Below are 15,606 nucleotides of genomic sequence, written 5' to 3'. Positions count from 1 at the left end.
AGCCCCTTGCGGGCAGTTTTTAACTGACGTACACTCAGCGCAGATTTGATGGATAACACCTTCAAATTAACGAACAGAATTTATATATCAATACTTGTCGGAGTGCCAAAGCTAAGTAATTAGTTTTTGGCTGAGATCGCGAAAGCGGGATCCGTGAACCTGATCAGGTTAATACCTGCGTAGGGAACAAGCTGCCTAAAATGGGACGCTTGTGCGTCTTTTTTTATGCGCACAATAAAGCGATTTTGTTTATTTTAGGCTGCAAAGTAGCATGTACGCTACTTTACGATCTTTCTCTATTCCTCGGAATATCTGACAAGACAACCCTTAAGCAATGAGGCAAGTCATGTCAAATACTACAAATAAAGCGTCACGCCGAGAAACTCGTGCTGCCGCGTCTGAATATATTTATAACTTAACGGGTCAACCGTTTCCAAATTCTCATAAAGTATACGTTGAAGGCACTCAACCTGGCGTGCGCGTTGGTATGCGTGAAATCACATTAAGTGATACGTTTATTGGCGGTACAGATGAAAACCCTGTTTATGAGTCAAACGATCCGCTACGTGTTTACGATACGTCGGGCCCGTATACCGATCCTAATTTTGAACTAGATGTACGCAAAGGCTTACCAAAATTTCGTGAACAATGGATTGAAAGCCGTGGTGACACCGAAATTTTAGAATCAGTGACGTCGCAGTTTTCGCAGCAGCGCATGGCAGATGAAGGGCTGGATCATATTCGCTTTGATCACCTTCCAAAAATTCGCCGTGGTAAAACAGGCAAAAACGTAACGCAAATGCACTACGCACGCCAAGGGATTATTACCCCTGAAATGGAATACGTAGCTGTTCGTGAAAATATGGGACGTGCAGAAATTCGTAAAGAATTACTTGCCGCGCAGCATAAAGGCGAGTCGTTTGGTGCGAGTATTCCTGAATTTATTACCCCAGAGTTTGTACGCGACGAAATAGCCCGTGGTCGCGCTATTTTACCAAATAATATAAACCATCCAGAAACAGAACCTATGATTGTAGGCCGTAACTTTTTAGTAAAAGTTAACGCCAACATTGGTAACTCATCAGTAAGCTCATCTATTGAAGAAGAAGTAGAAAAAATGGTGTGGTCTACCCGCTGGGGCGCAGACACCGTGATGGACTTATCAACGGGGCGTTACATTCACGAAACGCGCGAATGGGTTGTACGTAACTCGCCTGTACCTATTGGCACAGTACCGATTTATCAAGCGCTTGAAAAAGTAAACGGTGTGGCTGAGGATTTAACGTGGGAGATTTTCCGCGATACGCTTATAGAGCAAGCCGAGCAGGGTGTTGATTACTTTACTATTCATGCCGGTGTACTGCTTCGCTACGTACCAATGACGGCTAAACGTGTAACCGGTATTGTGTCGCGCGGTGGCTCAATTATGGCTAAGTGGTGTTTAGCGCATCATAAAGAAAACTTTTTATACACGCACTTTGAAGACATTTGCGAAATTTTAAAACAATACGATGTGTGTTTTTCACTCGGTGATGGACTTCGTCCAGGCTCGATTGCTGATGCCAACGATGAAGCACAGTTTAGTGAGCTGCGCACATTAGGTGAACTGACTAAAATTGCGTGGAAGCACGACGTACAAGTATTTATTGAAGGCCCAGGGCATGTGCCAATGCACATGATTAAAGCCAATATGGACGAGCAATTAAAACATTGTGACGAAGCGCCATTTTATACTTTAGGCCCGTTAACGACCGATATTGCACCAGGGTACGACCATATTACTTCTGGTATTGGTGCCGCTCAAATAGCATGGTACGGCTGTGCAATGCTTTGCTATGTAACACCTAAAGAGCATTTAGGTCTGCCAAATAAAGAAGATGTTAAAGAAGGCTTAATTACCTACAAAATTGCAGCGCATGCCGCCGATTTAGCAAAAGGGCATCCTGGCGCGCAAGAGCGCGATAACGCGCTATCAAAAGCACGCTTTGAGTTTAGATGGCATGACCAATTTAATATTGGTTTAGATCCAGAGCGTGCTCGTGAGTATCACGACGAAACCCTGCCGCAAGAGTCAGGCAAAGTGGCTCACTTTTGTTCTATGTGTGGCCCTAAATTTTGCTCTATGAAAATTAGCCAAGAAGTACGCGATTACGCTAAAGATTTAGAAACACGCGGTATTGATCCAAATGACGCTGGCGACGCTATTGAAATAAAAATGATTGATGTAGAAGCCGAAATGAAAGCTAAATCTGCCCAGTTTAAGCAAACAGGCTCAGAAATTTACCACAAAGCGGTATAGCAAGAAGTTAGATACAGATGTAGGTGAGGTTTTATACCTCGCTTCTTTAAATATTGAAGAAGTGCGAGTGAATTCGCACCTACTAATAACTGCTTTTGGAGGTTTTATGTTTTATAACATTGCTGTGGTGGGTTTTGGTTTAGCAGGGCGCTTAGCTGCCCTTGAGCTAAGTAAGTTGCATCATGTAACGGTGTTTGAAGCAGACGATGAGCAAACCCCAAATAGCGCCGGTAAAGTGGCAGCAGCCATGCTGGCACCGCTGGCTGAGTCGGTGTTATGCGAGGCTGATTTAGCTTTAATGGGGCTTGATTCAATGAAGCGCTGGCCAGAAATAGTGAGTGGACTTGAGGGGGATGTGTTTTTTCAGCAGCAAGGCACATTGGTCGTTGCGCATCAGCAAGATAAAGGCGACCTACAAAGCTTTACCCAGAGAATAAAGCCTATAGCAGGGCAAAGCGCTCAGGCATTGAATGCTCAGCAAATAGCGCAGTTAGAGCCAGAGCTTGCTAATCGGTTTAATCAAGGTCTATTTTTACCCTGCGAGGGGCAAATAGATAACCAAGCCTTTTATAAAGCAAGTTTTACCATGCTCAACAAGCGCAAAGTTAAGTGTGTGTTTAACCAGCGCGTAACCATTAAAAACGGCGAAATAAATAATCGGCCATTTGACTATATTATAGATTGTCGTGGGCTTGGTGCTAAAAGCGATAAACCGCTTAGAGGTGTGCGCGGTGAAGTCGCAAGACTATATGCACCTGAAGTAAATTTAACGCGACCTGTGCGTTTAATGCATCCGCGTTACCCAATTTATATAGCGCCTAAACCTAATCATGAATATGTAATTGGTGCGACCGAAATAGAATCGCAAGATAGCGGCGCCGCAACAGTGCGATCAACTCTTGAGTTACTTTCAGCGGCTTATACCGTACACAGCGGATTTGCCGAAGCACGGCTACTTAATATTCAAACCGGATTACGCCCTGCATTTAGCGATAACCGCCCAGAAGTATCACAAGTTGGCAATGTAATTAGCATTAACGGCTTATATCGTCATGGTTATATGCTGGCACCGGCATTAGTGGCGCAAGTAGTTTCACGAATAGAGTGAGAATAAAATGAACATTACAATTAATGGCGAGCTACTTAATGTTAATAGCAAAGCGCTCGTTGAGGTACTTCAAAGTTTTGGTGCAGTTGCGCCTTTTGCTGTGGCTGTTAATGGCGAATTTATTCCACAAAGTCGGCACAGTAACTATGTACTTAATGAAGGCGACAGTGTTGAGTTGCTGTCACCCATTCAAGGCGGATAAAGCTCATGCAAACTAAAGACTGTTTAACTATTTATGGTGAGCAAGTAAATAGCCGTTTATTAATAGGCTCTGCGCTTTATCCGTCGCCTGATATCATGACCCAATCGATAGTCGCCTCTGGGGCTGAAATTGTTACCGTGTCGCTTAGGCGCCAGCAAAGTGCAACAGCAGGTGATGACTTTTGGCAGCTAATAAAAAATACAGGCTTAAAAATATTGCCTAATACCGCCGGGTGCCACAGTGTTAAAGAAGCGACAACCCTTGCAAAAATGTGCCGAGAGGTATTTGCCACCGATTGGATTAAGCTGGAGCTGATTGGCGATGATTACAATTTACAGCCTGACCCTTTTGCGCTACTTGAAGCCACAAAAATATTAATTAATGATGGCTTTAAAGTATTGCCTTATTGCACCGATGACTTAGTACTTTGTCAGCGCTTAAATGAGCTAGGGTGTGAGGTGCTTATGCCGTGGGGGGCGCCAATAGGCACAGGTAAAGGCTTGTTAAATAGCTATAATTTAAAAACTATCCGAGAGCGTTTACCCGATACCACATTAATAGTAGATGCAGGTTTAGGTTTGCCATCGCATGCCTGCCAAGCACTCGAAATGGGGTATGATGCGGTATTATTAAATTCAGCCATTGCAGGGGCGGGCTGCCCAATTACTATGAGCCGCGCATTTAAAGCCGCAGTTGAAGCAGGGCGCTTTGCATATCAAGCAAAAGCAATGCCTGAAAAAGACGTTGCAGCCCCATCAACCCCTACAATGGGTATGCCATTTTGGCATCAGCAGTGAAGGAAAGAATATGAATAACGTAGTGTGGACAATTGCCGGATCTGATTCGGGCGGCGGTGCAGGTATTCAAGCTGATATAAAAGCAATGCAAAGTTTTGGTGTACATGGCTGCACGGCAATTACGGCGCTTACTGCACAAAATAGTTTAGGCGTAGAAGCTATTAATGCGGTGTCTACCGATATTATTGAATCGCAGTTACTTGCGCTTGAAAAAGACATGAAAGCCAAAGTAATAAAAATTGGCATGCTTGCCAATGTGCAGCAAATTCAGTTGATCAGCGAACATATAAGTCATTATAAAGCTAAGTGGACTGTGCCTCCCGTTATTGTATATGACCCTGTTGCGATTGCTTCAAGCGGTGACTTACTAACAGAAGAGGACACGGTAAGTGCAATAAAAGAATGTTTACTGCCGCTGGTGGATGTAATAACCCCAAACACCCACGAAACACAGTTATTAACCGGTGTGTATTTAATTGGCCCGGCTGCAATAAAAGAAGCGGCTAATAAGCTATTAAGCTGGGGCGCAAAAGCCGTTGTTATTAAAGGCGGACATTGGGATTACCCAAGTGGCTACTGCATTGATTATTGTATTGATAGTAATACACAAAATGGCGAAGAATATTGGTTAGGCAATCAAAAAATACAAACACCGCATAACCACGGCACCGGATGTAGCATGGCTTCGGTCATTGCTGCGTGTTTAGCTAAAGACTACCCATTAAAAGATGCCTTTATTTTAGCTAAAGCGTATATAAACCAAGGGCTAAAACAGTCGGTACGCTACGGCGAAGGGATTGGACCGGTTGCTCATACATCGTTCCCCACTAATTTAGCTGACTACCCACAAGTAATTGAGCCCGGTAGCTGGCTGGGTGATGAGCTTGATTTTGATGTGCCGCTTGATTTTAATATGGCTGCTGATTTTGCTCCATGTGAAAGTAAATCGCTTGGCTTATATGCGGTTGTAGATAGCACAGATTGGTTAGAAAAATGCTTACAACAAGGCATTAAAACAGCGCAGTTACGCGTTAAAAATAAAACGCAAGATGAGCTTGATGGGCTCATTAAGCAAGCTGTTGAGCTGGGCAAGAAATACAACGCACAGGTATTTATAAACGACTACTGGCAGCTAGCTATTAAACATAGTGCGTATGGTGTGCATTTAGGGCAAGAGGATTTAGACATTGCTAATTTAGCGGCAATTAAAGACGCTGGATTAAGGCTTGGGCTTTCTACTCATGGTTTTTATGAAATGCTACGTGCGCATAATTATCGCCCTAGTTACATGGCATTTGGTGCTATTTACCCAACCACCACTAAAGACATGACAGGTCAAATACAAGGCCTTGAAAAGCTGATTAAGTTTGTACCACTTATGCAAAGCTACCCAACAGTAGCAATAGGCGGTATTGATTTAAGCCGTGCTGAGCAGGTAGCGAAAACAGGCGTAGGCAGTGTTGCAGTAGTGCGTGCGATTACCGAAGCTGATAATTACGTAGAGGCTATAAGCGCTCTGCAAGTGGCCATAAGCAGTGCCAATTAAAACTAACAAGGGTAATACTAATAAGGCTGATAAACGTGAGTGAGCTAAGCGATAAAGAAACCCTGCGTTACAGCCGCCATTTATTGCTTGAAGAAGTTGGGCTTGAAGGGCAATTAGCACTTAAATCCTCAACGGTTGCAGTAGTGGGGGCTGGTGGTCTAGGTAGCCCAGCGCTTTTATATTTAGCCGCTGCAGGTATTGGAACGCTTATTTTAATTGACGATGATGAGGTTGAGCTTTCAAACTTACAGCGCCAAGTGCTTTATAAAATAAACCACTTAGGGCAAAGCAAGGTCGCCGCAGCGGGTAAAGTATTAGCGAGTCTTAATAATCAAATAAACATAGTAACGCATTGCCAAAAGTTAGATGAGAATAATGCAGTTAACATTTTAAAAGGTGCTGACATCGTACTTGATTGCTCTGATAACTTTAGCACTCGCTATTGCGTTAATCGTTATTGTATTGCTAATAAAACACCGTTAATTTCTGGTGCTGCATTGGCAACTAAAGGGCAGTTAATGGGCTTTGATTTTAGGCAAAGTGATAGCCCATGTTATGGCTGTGTTTTTCCACAAAGCGAAGCTACACCAGTTATCAATTGCAGTAACGCAGGAGTGATTAGCCCGCTACTGGGTGTAATAGGCTCTATGCAGGCGCAACTTACGCTTAACTTATTGCTAGGGCATGCAGAGGGGGGGGAATTTATAACCTTTGATGCGCTTACTTTAAAGCAGCAGCATTTCAAAGTGATTAAAGATTCAGAGTGTAAAGAGTGTGGTAAATAGGTTTTTGAGGGAGTTGTGCCTTTTATTAAATGTAGCGTTAAAGAATTAAAAGCTGCGCTTTTCGCGTGAGAAAGCTCTACGTCTTGTATCTCTCATTGATAAATGATTAGCTATCATTTATCACATCGAAGTCAGTGAGCTTGCCTTTACGTCTAGTATTTAATACTGCGCTGTAGATAAAGCCCTACAACATATCAAACTTTTGCACCAAACTTGTAGACGCACAGCTTGCTGGCGTGACGAGCAAAGCTCGTAATTTCTATGCTTTGGTGTCTTCTCATTTACTCCTCTTTGTGCAATAAGATCTTAAGTGATTTATTCACAAAGAGGTTAAGAGGGCGCTGCGCTTTAGAGAAGTAAAAATAAATAATTACTATGTTTTATGTCTTCTCATTTACTCCTCTTTTACTTCTCTTTGTGCAATAAGGTTTTAAGTGATTTATTCACAAAGAGGTTAAGAGGGCGCTGCGCTTTAGAGAAGTAAAAATAAATAATTACTATGTTTTATGTCTTCTCATTTACTCCTCTTTTACTTCTCTTTGTGCAATAAGGTTTTAAGTGATTTATTCACAAAGAGGTTAAGAGGGCGCTGCGCTTTAGAGAAGTAAAAATAAATAATTACTATGTTTTATGTCTTCTCATTTACTCCTCTTTTACTTCTCTTTGTGCAATAAGGTTTTAAGTGATTTATTCACAAAGAGGCTAAGAGGGCGCTGCGCTTTAGAGAAGTAAAAATAAATAATTACTATGTTTTATGTCTTCTCATTTACTCCTCTTTTACTTCTCTTTGTGCAATAAGGTTTTAAGTGATTTATTCACAAAGAGGCTAAGAGGGCGCTGCGCTTTAGAGAAGTAAAAATAAATAATTACTATGTTTTATGTTTTCTCATTTACTCCTCTTTTGCTTCTCTTTGTGCAATAAGGTTTTAAGTGATTTATTCACAAAGAGGTTGAGAGGGTGCTTCGCTTTAGAGAAGCCAATAAGTAAGTAAAGTATCAGTTATAAATATTAAAAGCTGCGCTTTTCGCGTGAGCAGGCTTTGCGCCTACAAAAATAAAAAACCGCGTTTAAATAACGCGGTTTTTTTGATTTCTAATTAACGATTGATTTAGTCGTTAATTTTTGCAAACGCAGTACCTAAGCGAGTAACCACTTCTGGTAGTTGGTCATCCAGTATTTCGGCTTTATCAGCACCCCATGCTAGTACCACAGTAGAGCCTAATTTAAAGCGACCCATTTCTTCACCCTTTTTAAGCGTGATAGCGTTATCGCCAGTGGTTGGGTATTTCCAACTAAATACATCGCTACCAGCTGGTGGCGTGACAGTGCCTGCCCAAATAGTTTCAATGCTGGCTACAATTGTTGCGCCAACGAGTACCATTGCAAGCGGACCAATCTCAGTTTCAAAAATTGCGACTACCCGTTCATTACGCGCAAACAAGTTAGGCACGTTTTGCGCGGTAAGTGGGTTTACTGAAAATAAATCACCTGGCACGTAAATCATTTTGCTTAGTGTACCATCAATTGGCATATGAATACGGTGGTAATCTTTAGGCGCTAAATAAATAGTGGCAAACTTACCGCCTAAAAATGGTGTTGTATCATCTTGTGAGCCGCCTAGTAGCGCTTGTAAGCTGTAATCGTGACCTTTAGCTTGTATTAGCTGTCCGTCAACAATATCGCCTAGCTGGCTGATTGCGCCATCCACTGGATGAATGATGATATTGCTATCTTCTACCATTGGGCGCATGCCGTCTTTTAAAGGGCGAGTAAAAAATTCATTAAAGCTTTTATAATGAGCCGGATCTGGGTATTGGGCTTCGCTCATATCTACTTTATATTGCTTAATAAATAGTTTAATTAAAGTCGTTGTTAAAGCGCCTGCTTTAGCTGCGGCTAATTTACCGACTACGCGTGAAATAAAATGTTTTGGCATTGCGTACTGCATTGCGATTTTAAATTTGTCTAAACTCACAGTATTTATCCTAAATTATACGCGAGGCGCACGGGCGCCTGCACGGCCATCGGCCATTGTTTCTAAAATTCGGTGGTAGCTGTCAAAGCGCAATTGAGAAATTTTGCCATCTGCTACAGCTTCTTTAACTATACAGCCCGGATCGTTTAAATGTTTACAGTCTCTAAAGCGGCATCCGCCTATAAATTCTCTAAACTCTTTAAAGCACCAAGTTACACGCTCAACATCTAAATGCCATAAACCAAACTCACGAATTCCTGGTGAGTCGATTAGGTTACCGCCACTTGGTAAATGGTGAAGGCGTGAAACAGTTGTTGTATGCTGTCCTAAGCCGCTGTTTTCAGATACTTCTTTAGTTAATATTTCAGCGTTAGGTAATACAGTATTAACGAGGGTGGATTTACCCACACCACTTTGGCCAACAAAAATGTTATTTTTACCAACAAGTACTTCTTTTAATTCATCAATACCATTGCCCGATATATTACTAACAAGGAGTACTTGGTAATCAAGTTTACGATAGATATCGAGAACTTTTTGTATTTCGCTAAGACCTGCGTCATCAATTAAATCTATTTTATTGAGTACTAAAATTGGCTCAATACCCATATCTTCACAGGCTATTAAATAGCGGTCGATAATACTTGGGGTAAACTCAGGTAATACCGCCGATACCATGAGTATTTGATCAATGTTAGCTGCAATAACTTTTACGCCGTCGTAAAAGTCAGGGCGGGTAAGTTGCGAGCGACGCTCTTGCGTGGCTTCAATTACTCCGGCTAAATCACCTTCACTTACTTTGGCACGGCGAAACAATACCTCATCACCACACACTAAATTTGACACGGTACGTCGTATATTACAACGAAGTACATCGCCATTTTCAGTTTCGACATCGGCGTGTTGGCCAAAACGACTGATCACAATTGCGCTCTCGACCTGACCTAAATTATCGGTTTGCCACTCTTGCGCGCCTTTTTTAGCTGGTTTTGAGTCTGCACTATTAATGCGCTTTTGGTGGTTGGCCTTGATCTGACGCGATTGGCCTTTACTTAATTTTTTCTGTTTTGCCACTGGAGGCCTATAACCTTAGTTAAATGTCGCTTTTCCTAAAAAAAGCTTTAGCTCGACGGTTGATGCTAATATGATATATCGAAATGCGTTGGATCTAAAGGAAAGCACCGCTTAGGTAATTATGACTATTAATAAATCAAATTTAATTTGGCTCGATCTTGAAATGACAGGACTCGAACCAGAGACCGATAAAATACTCGAAATTGCGACGGTTGTCACTGACGCAGACCTGAATATATTAGCTGAAGGACCAACTATAGCTATTCATCAAAGTGATGAATTACTAAATGGTATGGACGAGTGGTGTACTACGCAGCATGGTAAGTCGGGTTTAACAGCGCGCTGTAAAGCAAGTACATTCGATGAAGAGTATGCCGTGGCACAAACGTTAGATTTTTTAAAACAGTGGGTGCCTGCAGGTGTATCACCAATGTGTGGTAATTCAATTGGGCAAGACCGCCGCTTTATGAATAAATACATGCGTGAACTTGAAGATTTTTTTCATTACCGCAATCTTGACGTGAGTACTATTAAAGAATTAGCACGTCGTTGGAAACCTGAAGTGCTTGCAAAAGTGAACAAAAAAGGTTCGCACCTTGCTTTGGATGACATTAAAGATTCGATTATGGAATTAAAAGTCTATAGAGAAAATTTCTTTAATTTGTAAAAAACACTTGCAAACACATCGGATTATTGTAGAATCCTGCCCCGCTCAAGACGATAACCCACGCGGGGTTAGTGTGTTTGAGTGATTGAATTACCATCAATAAATGCGGTACTAGCTCAGTTGCTAGAATGTTGAACGCGACCTGTCGCACCAACGTAAAATAACTGAAGAAGTGAAAATGCGGTACTAGCTCAGTTGCTAGAATGTTGAACGCGACCTGTCGCGCACCAACGTAAAATAACTGAAGAAATAAAAAATGCGGTACTAGCTCAGTTGGTAGAGCGCGACCTTGCCAAGGTCGAGGTCACGAGTTCGAGCCTCGTGTACCGCTCCAATTTCTAACCAAAAGAAATTGTAGTGTTGAATGAAAATATAATGCGGTACTAGCTCAGTTGGTAGAGCGCGACCTTGCCAAGGTCGAGGTCACGAGTTCGAGCCTCGTGTACCGCTCCAATTTCTAACCAAAAGAAATTGCAGTGTTGAATGAAAATATAATGCGGTACTAGCTCAGTTGGTAGAGCGCGACCTTGCCAAGGTCGAGGTCACGAGTTCGAGCCTCGTGTACCGCTCCAATATTTTTATATCCTTTCAAAATTCTCTGTATTAAAAATCATAAATAAAATTATAATTTAAAATCTCTCTTATCTACTTTATTCTTTGTGCAATATTCAGCATTAAAGTTTTGGTTGTTAGAAGCTATGGTTTCTCGCGCGAGCTATACGCCTACAATAAAGGTGTTGTACTTTGAAGTTATGAGGTATGAGTGAGGTAAAGAGTCAATACTTTGAAACCGAGAGCTTTTATTAGAATAGCTCCCCCTGAATAGTTGCTATAACTCGTCTAGAACCACCAGAATCGCGATGTTCACCTAAATAAATACCTTGCCATGTACCTAACGCTAAATAACCATTTGAAATAGGAATATTTAACTGGCAGCCTAACGTGCTGGTTTTTATGTGTGCAGGCATGTCGTCGTCACCTTCATAATCGTGGCGATAATAAGGTTGACGCTCAGGAACGAATTTATTGAAATGGCTCTCCATGTCCATACGAACAGTGGGGTCTGCATTTTCGTTTATTGTAAGGCTCGCTGAGGTATGCTGAATAAATAAGTGCAACAAGCCTATTTTGTAACTCGCCAGTTCTGGAAGCTGAGACAATATTTCGTCATCTATTATATGAAAACCTCGCGGGCGAGGCTTTAATGTAATTTGTTTTTGCTGCCAACTCATAATTTATCGAAACTAACTTCAATGTTTGCATTACCAGCATCACAGCTAAATGGCATGATGATTTTTTTACCTTGGCTTTTGTGAGTAATTGTATGACCCTTACCCGATACCACAATAGGCGTTGCCATATCAAAGTCGAAGCCTTTCTCGCCAAGTAAATTTTTAGCACCACCGGTCACCATGTTGGTTATTTCGCCAACCATATCGGTAACTTCTTCATCTATAGCATCAGGGCGTTCGCCAAGCATACGCTCCATGATGGTGAGTGCTAATTCTTCGTCGAATGTAATTGAAAATGATCCTCGCGTTTGCGGGCCAACCATCCCAATCAAACCTGATACATCACCACAGGCTATCTCATCAGTTTTAATGCGAGGTTTACCTGGCTTCAATTGAGTTTGAGCCATAGTGCTCAAAACATTAATTAAAGAGGATAAAAAGGGATTGATGAATTCTACATTCATAGTGGCTACTCTTAAATTTGTTCTGTGAAATGACTATATAGTTTGAGTATAGTCACTAAGGATAACTTTGAAGGATTATGATGCTCTGCAAGATTCACATTTACCATGTGCTTCTATTGTCTGCCCTGATACAACAAACCCACCTTCGGCAGCTAAATTATTTAGCTCATGCGAAATTACACTCGAGTGTAATTCTTTGACAAAACCACAGGTATCGCAAATTAACAATTGTACTGGGTGTATATGATCAAAATGATGACACAGCATAAATGCATTTGTGCTTTCAATTTTATGAATAAAACCTAGCTCAGCTAAAAAGTCTAATGCACGATAAATAGTTGCAGGTTTAGCACCCGTTTCAGTTATTTTTAATTGCTCAAGCAAATCGTATGCACCAACACCACCTTGTGCGCTGGCTAATAGGCGAAATACTTTCTCGCGGATAGGCGTAAAACGCGCGCCACGGTTGTCACAAACTTGTTTTGCTTTACTTACGAGTGATTCTATATTCATCATTACTCTTATCCTTATGCTACCGTGATATACTAACATACTGTGTTGTAGTTGCAGCGTTTTTATTAAGCGCTTTTTACCTAGGAAACCCAGTAATGCACGAACTATTAGCTATATTTATTTTCTTTTTTGCGGTTATTGACCCCATTGGTACTGTACCTGTATTTATTGCAGTCACACGTGGTGATGATGAGAGATTTAAACGTAAAGTTATATATAAAGCGGTAGGCGTATCTGCATTAGTGCTCTTATTTTTTGTACTTGCAGGTGAGCAATTACTTAACGCAATTGAAATTCCGCTTTCGGCTTTTCAAATAGCCGGCGGTATCATATTACTTATTTTCGCGCTCTCAATGATATTTGGTGAAAGTAAACCAGAAGCCGAAATTAAAAGTGTACGCGACAGCACTGAAACCGCTATTTTTCCGCTTGCGATTCCCTCTATCGCGAGCCCTGGCGCTATGTTAGGCGCCGTATTAATGACTCGTAATGAAGAATATACTTGGGTTGAGCAGTTACTAACGTCTTCGATGATGCTTGCTGTATTGGCTGTTGTACTGGTTTTGTTACTGCTTGCAACGCATGTACATAAATTAATTGGTGACAGTGGTGCAAGTATAATAAGTAGAATTATGGGGCTTATTTTAAGCTCGGTTGCGGTTACCAATATTTTAAATGGCATAGCCCATTATTTTGGCTTGCAGGTTTTCTCTTAACATTGATGCTCGCTAGGCTTTTGTGTAAAATGCAGCGCCTTTTAAGCTGTGCTTAATAACTTTAATACCCTGAGGTTTGCTTTGAATAAATGTACTTTGGATAGACGCTTTTCTGTGGCCCCAATGCTTGATTGGACTGATCGCCATTGTCGTACTTTTCATCGCAAAATGACTAAACATACTGTGCTTTATACTGAAATGATAACCACAGGGGCTATTTTATTTGGTCGCGGCGACTACTTACATTTTAATAAACACGAAGGCCCAGTTGCACTGCAACTTGGTGGCTCTGATCCTAAAGCGCTTGCGCAATGTGCAAAGCTCGCAGGTGAGCGTGGCTATGACGAAATAAATTTAAATGTAGGTTGTCCGTCAGACAGAGTTCAAAATGGTCGATTTGGCGCATGTTTAATGGCTGAGCCTCAATTAGTTGCTGAGTGTGTTGCAGCAATGAAAAACGAAGTAAGCATTCCTGTTACCGTTAAAACGCGTATTGGTATTGATGAGCAAGATTCGTATGAGTTTTTATGTGCGCTTATTGAAGCGTCGCATAAAGTAGGGTGTGATGATTTTATTATTCATGCTCGTAAAGCATGGCTTAATGGTTTAAGTCCAAAAGAAAATCGTGAAGTTCCACCGCTTGATTATCCACGTGTTTATCAACTTAAAAAAGATTATCCGCAGCTAGACTTAAGCCTAAATGGCGGTGTTAAAACAATTGAGCAGAGCCTAGAACATTTGCAACATATTGATGGCGTAATGATTGGGCGTGAGGCTTACAGCAACCCATTTATGCTCAATGACGTTGATGAGAAAATTTATGGTGATGCTGCAAACACGCAGTCACGCCACGACGTAGTGCGTTCAATGTATGACTACATTGAAGAGGAAATGCGTTTGGGTGCTAATTTTTGGCATATTGCACGTCACATGCTCGGTATTTTTCAGGGGCAGCCTGGTGCGCGAGGTTTTAGACGCCACCTTTCTGAAAGTGGTCACGGTAAGCAAGCTGATTTATCGGTAATGGATAAAGCATTAAGCTTTGTACCAGAATAAAACTAAGCTTTAAAAATTCTAAATTTAAGCCACTTTCGAGTGGCTTTTTTGATCCTAAAAATTAGTCAAAATCATAATTTATTGGCCAATTCCACTCTATGTTGTTCAGCTTAAAGTCACTAAAATTTAGAGTGTTTGTTATTTACCATTATGATTTTAAATGCTTTATTTTGTTTTTGATGGACTTGGCACAACTCTTGGAATCTTCTTGTTGAAATTAATTAAAAATCAACAGGAGAATACCATGGGAATATTTAACCGCGTAAATGATGTAATTCAATCAAACATTGTCGCCATGCTTGATAAAGCAGAAGATCCAGAAAAACTTTTAAACCTAATGCTTACCGAGATGCAAGATGCATTGAATGAGTGCCGTAGTACAGCAGCCGCTTTATTGTGTGAAGAGAAAGTAATTAATCGCCAAATTGATACTAAAAAAACAGAATTAGCAGCTTGGCAAATGAAAGCAGAACGTGCGGTTGAGAAGGGCAGTGATGACCTTGCTAAATCAGCTTTACTTGAGAAGCAACGCGTTAACGAAAGCATTGAAAATAAGCAAACTCAACTAGAAACATTGCAAGAGTCTATTGCAAAAATTAAGTCTGATTGTGAACGCTTGCAGCAAAAAATGGCTATGGCTAAAACTAAGCAAGCTCAGTTAATGCAACGCCATAATGTTGCTATTGCTAGAGGGCGAATCAGTACGCAACTACAAAGCGATAAAGTAGCTCATGCGTTGTCTCGTTTTGAGCAAATAGAGCAGCGTGTTGAAGGTATTGAAGCTCAAGTAGAGGCTTATGAGCTGACTGATACAGCAAGCTCTACCAGTGCCCAAATTGAGTCGTTAGTTAAAAATGAAAAAATTGATGCTGAGTTGGCTCGCTTAAAGGCGAACTTAAATACTAATTTAAAACACACTGCTTAGGAGATTGCTATGAACAGCTTTAATCGTCAACAAGGTTGGTATAAAGATACTCTGAATAAAAAAATATCGGGTGTTTGTAGTGGTTTAGCCCATAGATTGGACTTTCCGGTTTGGGCAACCCGCCTAGTTACTATTTTATTATTTTTGAGTTTTCCGTTTGCAGTTGCACTTGGCTATTTTATAGCGCATTGCTGCCTTGAAAATAAAGAGTATTAATACCAATAGGCATAAATATTTGAACAATTT

General features: G+C 41.1%; 16 protein-coding genes, 3 tRNA genes and 1 riboswitch. Of the genes, 14 read left to right on the top strand and 5 right to left on the bottom strand.

What is annotated here, in order from left to right:
* The first annotated feature begins 88 nt into the window (after positions 1 to 88).
* Positions 89 to 203, top strand: a riboswitch (TPP riboswitch).
* A 143-nt stretch (positions 204 to 346) separates the two neighbouring features.
* The 6 genes from thiC to QT16_RS02885 all read left to right on the top strand — a co-directional run bounded on the left by thiC (position 347) and on the right by QT16_RS02885 (position 6,737).
* The gene (gene thiC / locus QT16_RS02910; protein WP_039485472.1) at positions 347 to 2,299 is read left to right on the top strand and encodes a phosphomethylpyrimidine synthase ThiC; all 1,953 of its coding nucleotides are present in this window, start codon (positions 347 to 349) and stop codon (positions 2,297 to 2,299) included.
* A 106-nt stretch (positions 2,300 to 2,405) separates the two neighbouring features.
* Positions 2,406 to 3,407 (top strand): FAD-dependent oxidoreductase, encoded by a 1,002-nt coding sequence (locus QT16_RS02905; protein ID WP_039485469.1) that lies wholly within the window; start codon positions 2,406 to 2,408, stop codon positions 3,405 to 3,407.
* 7 nt (positions 3,408 to 3,414) lie between these two features.
* Positions 3,415 to 3,609, top strand: coding sequence for a sulfur carrier protein ThiS (gene thiS / locus QT16_RS02900; protein ID WP_002960781.1), 195 nt, complete (start codon positions 3,415 to 3,417; stop codon positions 3,607 to 3,609).
* A gap of 5 nt (positions 3,610 to 3,614) precedes the next feature.
* Positions 3,615 to 4,406 (top strand): thiazole synthase, encoded by a 792-nt coding sequence (locus QT16_RS02895; protein WP_039485461.1) that lies wholly within the window; start codon positions 3,615 to 3,617, stop codon positions 4,404 to 4,406.
* Positions 4,407 to 4,416: 10 nt separating this feature from the next.
* Entirely contained in the window at positions 4,417 to 5,952 is a 1,536-nt protein-coding gene (thiE, locus tag QT16_RS02890) for a thiamine phosphate synthase (protein ID WP_007585026.1), read from the top strand.
* 35 nt (positions 5,953 to 5,987) lie between these two features.
* Positions 5,988 to 6,737 (top strand): HesA/MoeB/ThiF family protein, encoded by a 750-nt coding sequence (locus QT16_RS02885; RefSeq protein WP_152609333.1) that lies wholly within the window; start codon positions 5,988 to 5,990, stop codon positions 6,735 to 6,737.
* 1,109 nt (positions 6,738 to 7,846) lie between these two features.
* On the opposite strand, the gene asd is transcribed toward QT16_RS02885, so the two are convergent.
* A complete protein-coding gene (gene asd, locus QT16_RS02880) occupies positions 7,847 to 8,713 on the bottom strand; it encodes an archaetidylserine decarboxylase (protein WP_004336058.1) in 867 nt (288 codons plus the stop codon).
* 15 nt (positions 8,714 to 8,728) lie between these two features.
* Positions 8,729 to 9,787, bottom strand: a complete 1,059-nt coding sequence (rsgA, locus tag QT16_RS02875) for a small ribosomal subunit biogenesis GTPase RsgA (RefSeq protein WP_024603418.1) — start codon at positions 9,785 to 9,787, stop codon at positions 8,729 to 8,731.
* 121 nt (positions 9,788 to 9,908) lie between these two features.
* Between rsgA and orn the strand changes: the two genes are divergently transcribed.
* The 4 genes from orn to QT16_RS02855 all read left to right on the top strand — a co-directional run bounded on the left by orn (position 9,909) and on the right by QT16_RS02855 (position 11,026).
* Positions 9,909 to 10,454, top strand: coding sequence for an oligoribonuclease (gene orn, locus QT16_RS02870; protein ID WP_004336052.1), 546 nt, complete (start codon positions 9,909 to 9,911; stop codon positions 10,452 to 10,454).
* A gap of 258 nt (positions 10,455 to 10,712) precedes the next feature.
* Positions 10,713 to 10,788: transfer RNA gene (locus QT16_RS02865), tRNA-Gly, on the top strand.
* 43 nt (positions 10,789 to 10,831) lie between these two features.
* Positions 10,832 to 10,907: transfer RNA gene (locus QT16_RS02860), tRNA-Gly, on the top strand.
* Between the two features lie 43 nt (positions 10,908 to 10,950).
* Positions 10,951 to 11,026 (top strand) — tRNA-Gly (locus QT16_RS02855).
* A gap of 231 nt (positions 11,027 to 11,257) precedes the next feature.
* Here the strand turns inward: QT16_RS02855 and QT16_RS02850 are convergent.
* The 3 genes from QT16_RS02850 to QT16_RS02840 form a co-directional block, all read right to left on the bottom strand.
* A complete protein-coding gene (locus QT16_RS02850; protein WP_039485443.1) occupies positions 11,258 to 11,686 on the bottom strand; it encodes a secondary thiamine-phosphate synthase enzyme YjbQ in 429 nt (142 codons plus the stop codon).
* Positions 11,683 to 12,150 carry a chemotaxis protein CheX gene (locus QT16_RS02845; protein ID WP_024595807.1) on the bottom strand — a complete coding sequence of 156 codons (468 nt, stop codon included), beginning with the start codon at positions 12,148 to 12,150 and terminating at the stop codon, positions 11,683 to 11,685. The genes QT16_RS02850 and QT16_RS02845 overlap by 4 nt, the downstream gene beginning before the upstream one ends.
* Positions 12,151 to 12,225: 75 nt before the next feature.
* Positions 12,226 to 12,663: a transcriptional repressor gene (locus QT16_RS02840; protein WP_002957918.1), complete on the bottom strand. Its 438-nt coding sequence runs from the start codon at positions 12,661 to 12,663 to the stop codon at positions 12,226 to 12,228.
* A 95-nt stretch (positions 12,664 to 12,758) separates the two neighbouring features.
* Between QT16_RS02840 and QT16_RS02835 the strand changes: the two genes are divergently transcribed.
* The 4 genes from QT16_RS02835 to QT16_RS02815 all read left to right on the top strand — a co-directional run bounded on the left by QT16_RS02835 (position 12,759) and on the right by QT16_RS02815 (position 15,576).
* The gene (locus tag QT16_RS02835; RefSeq protein ID WP_039485441.1) at positions 12,759 to 13,379 is read left to right on the top strand and encodes a MarC family protein; all 621 of its coding nucleotides are present in this window, start codon (positions 12,759 to 12,761) and stop codon (positions 13,377 to 13,379) included.
* Positions 13,380 to 13,502: 123 nt separating this feature from the next.
* Positions 13,503 to 14,435 carry a tRNA dihydrouridine(20/20a) synthase DusA gene (gene dusA / locus QT16_RS02825; RefSeq protein ID WP_039485439.1) on the top strand — a complete coding sequence of 311 codons (933 nt, stop codon included), beginning with the start codon at positions 13,503 to 13,505 and terminating at the stop codon, positions 14,433 to 14,435.
* A 244-nt stretch (positions 14,436 to 14,679) separates the two neighbouring features.
* Positions 14,680 to 15,360, top strand: coding sequence for a PspA/IM30 family protein (locus QT16_RS02820; RefSeq protein ID WP_039485436.1), 681 nt, complete (start codon positions 14,680 to 14,682; stop codon positions 15,358 to 15,360).
* A gap of 9 nt (positions 15,361 to 15,369) precedes the next feature.
* A complete protein-coding gene (locus tag QT16_RS02815) occupies positions 15,370 to 15,576 on the top strand; it encodes a PspC domain-containing protein (protein WP_039485433.1) in 207 nt (68 codons plus the stop codon).
* Positions 15,577 to 15,606: the final 30 nt, after the last annotated feature.

Origin of the sequence: Pseudoalteromonas distincta, from assembly GCF_000814675.1 — a bacterium.
GTDB lineage: Bacteria > Pseudomonadota > Gammaproteobacteria > Enterobacterales > Alteromonadaceae > Pseudoalteromonas > Pseudoalteromonas distincta.
This window is presented reverse-complemented; position numbering and strand designations above follow the sequence as displayed.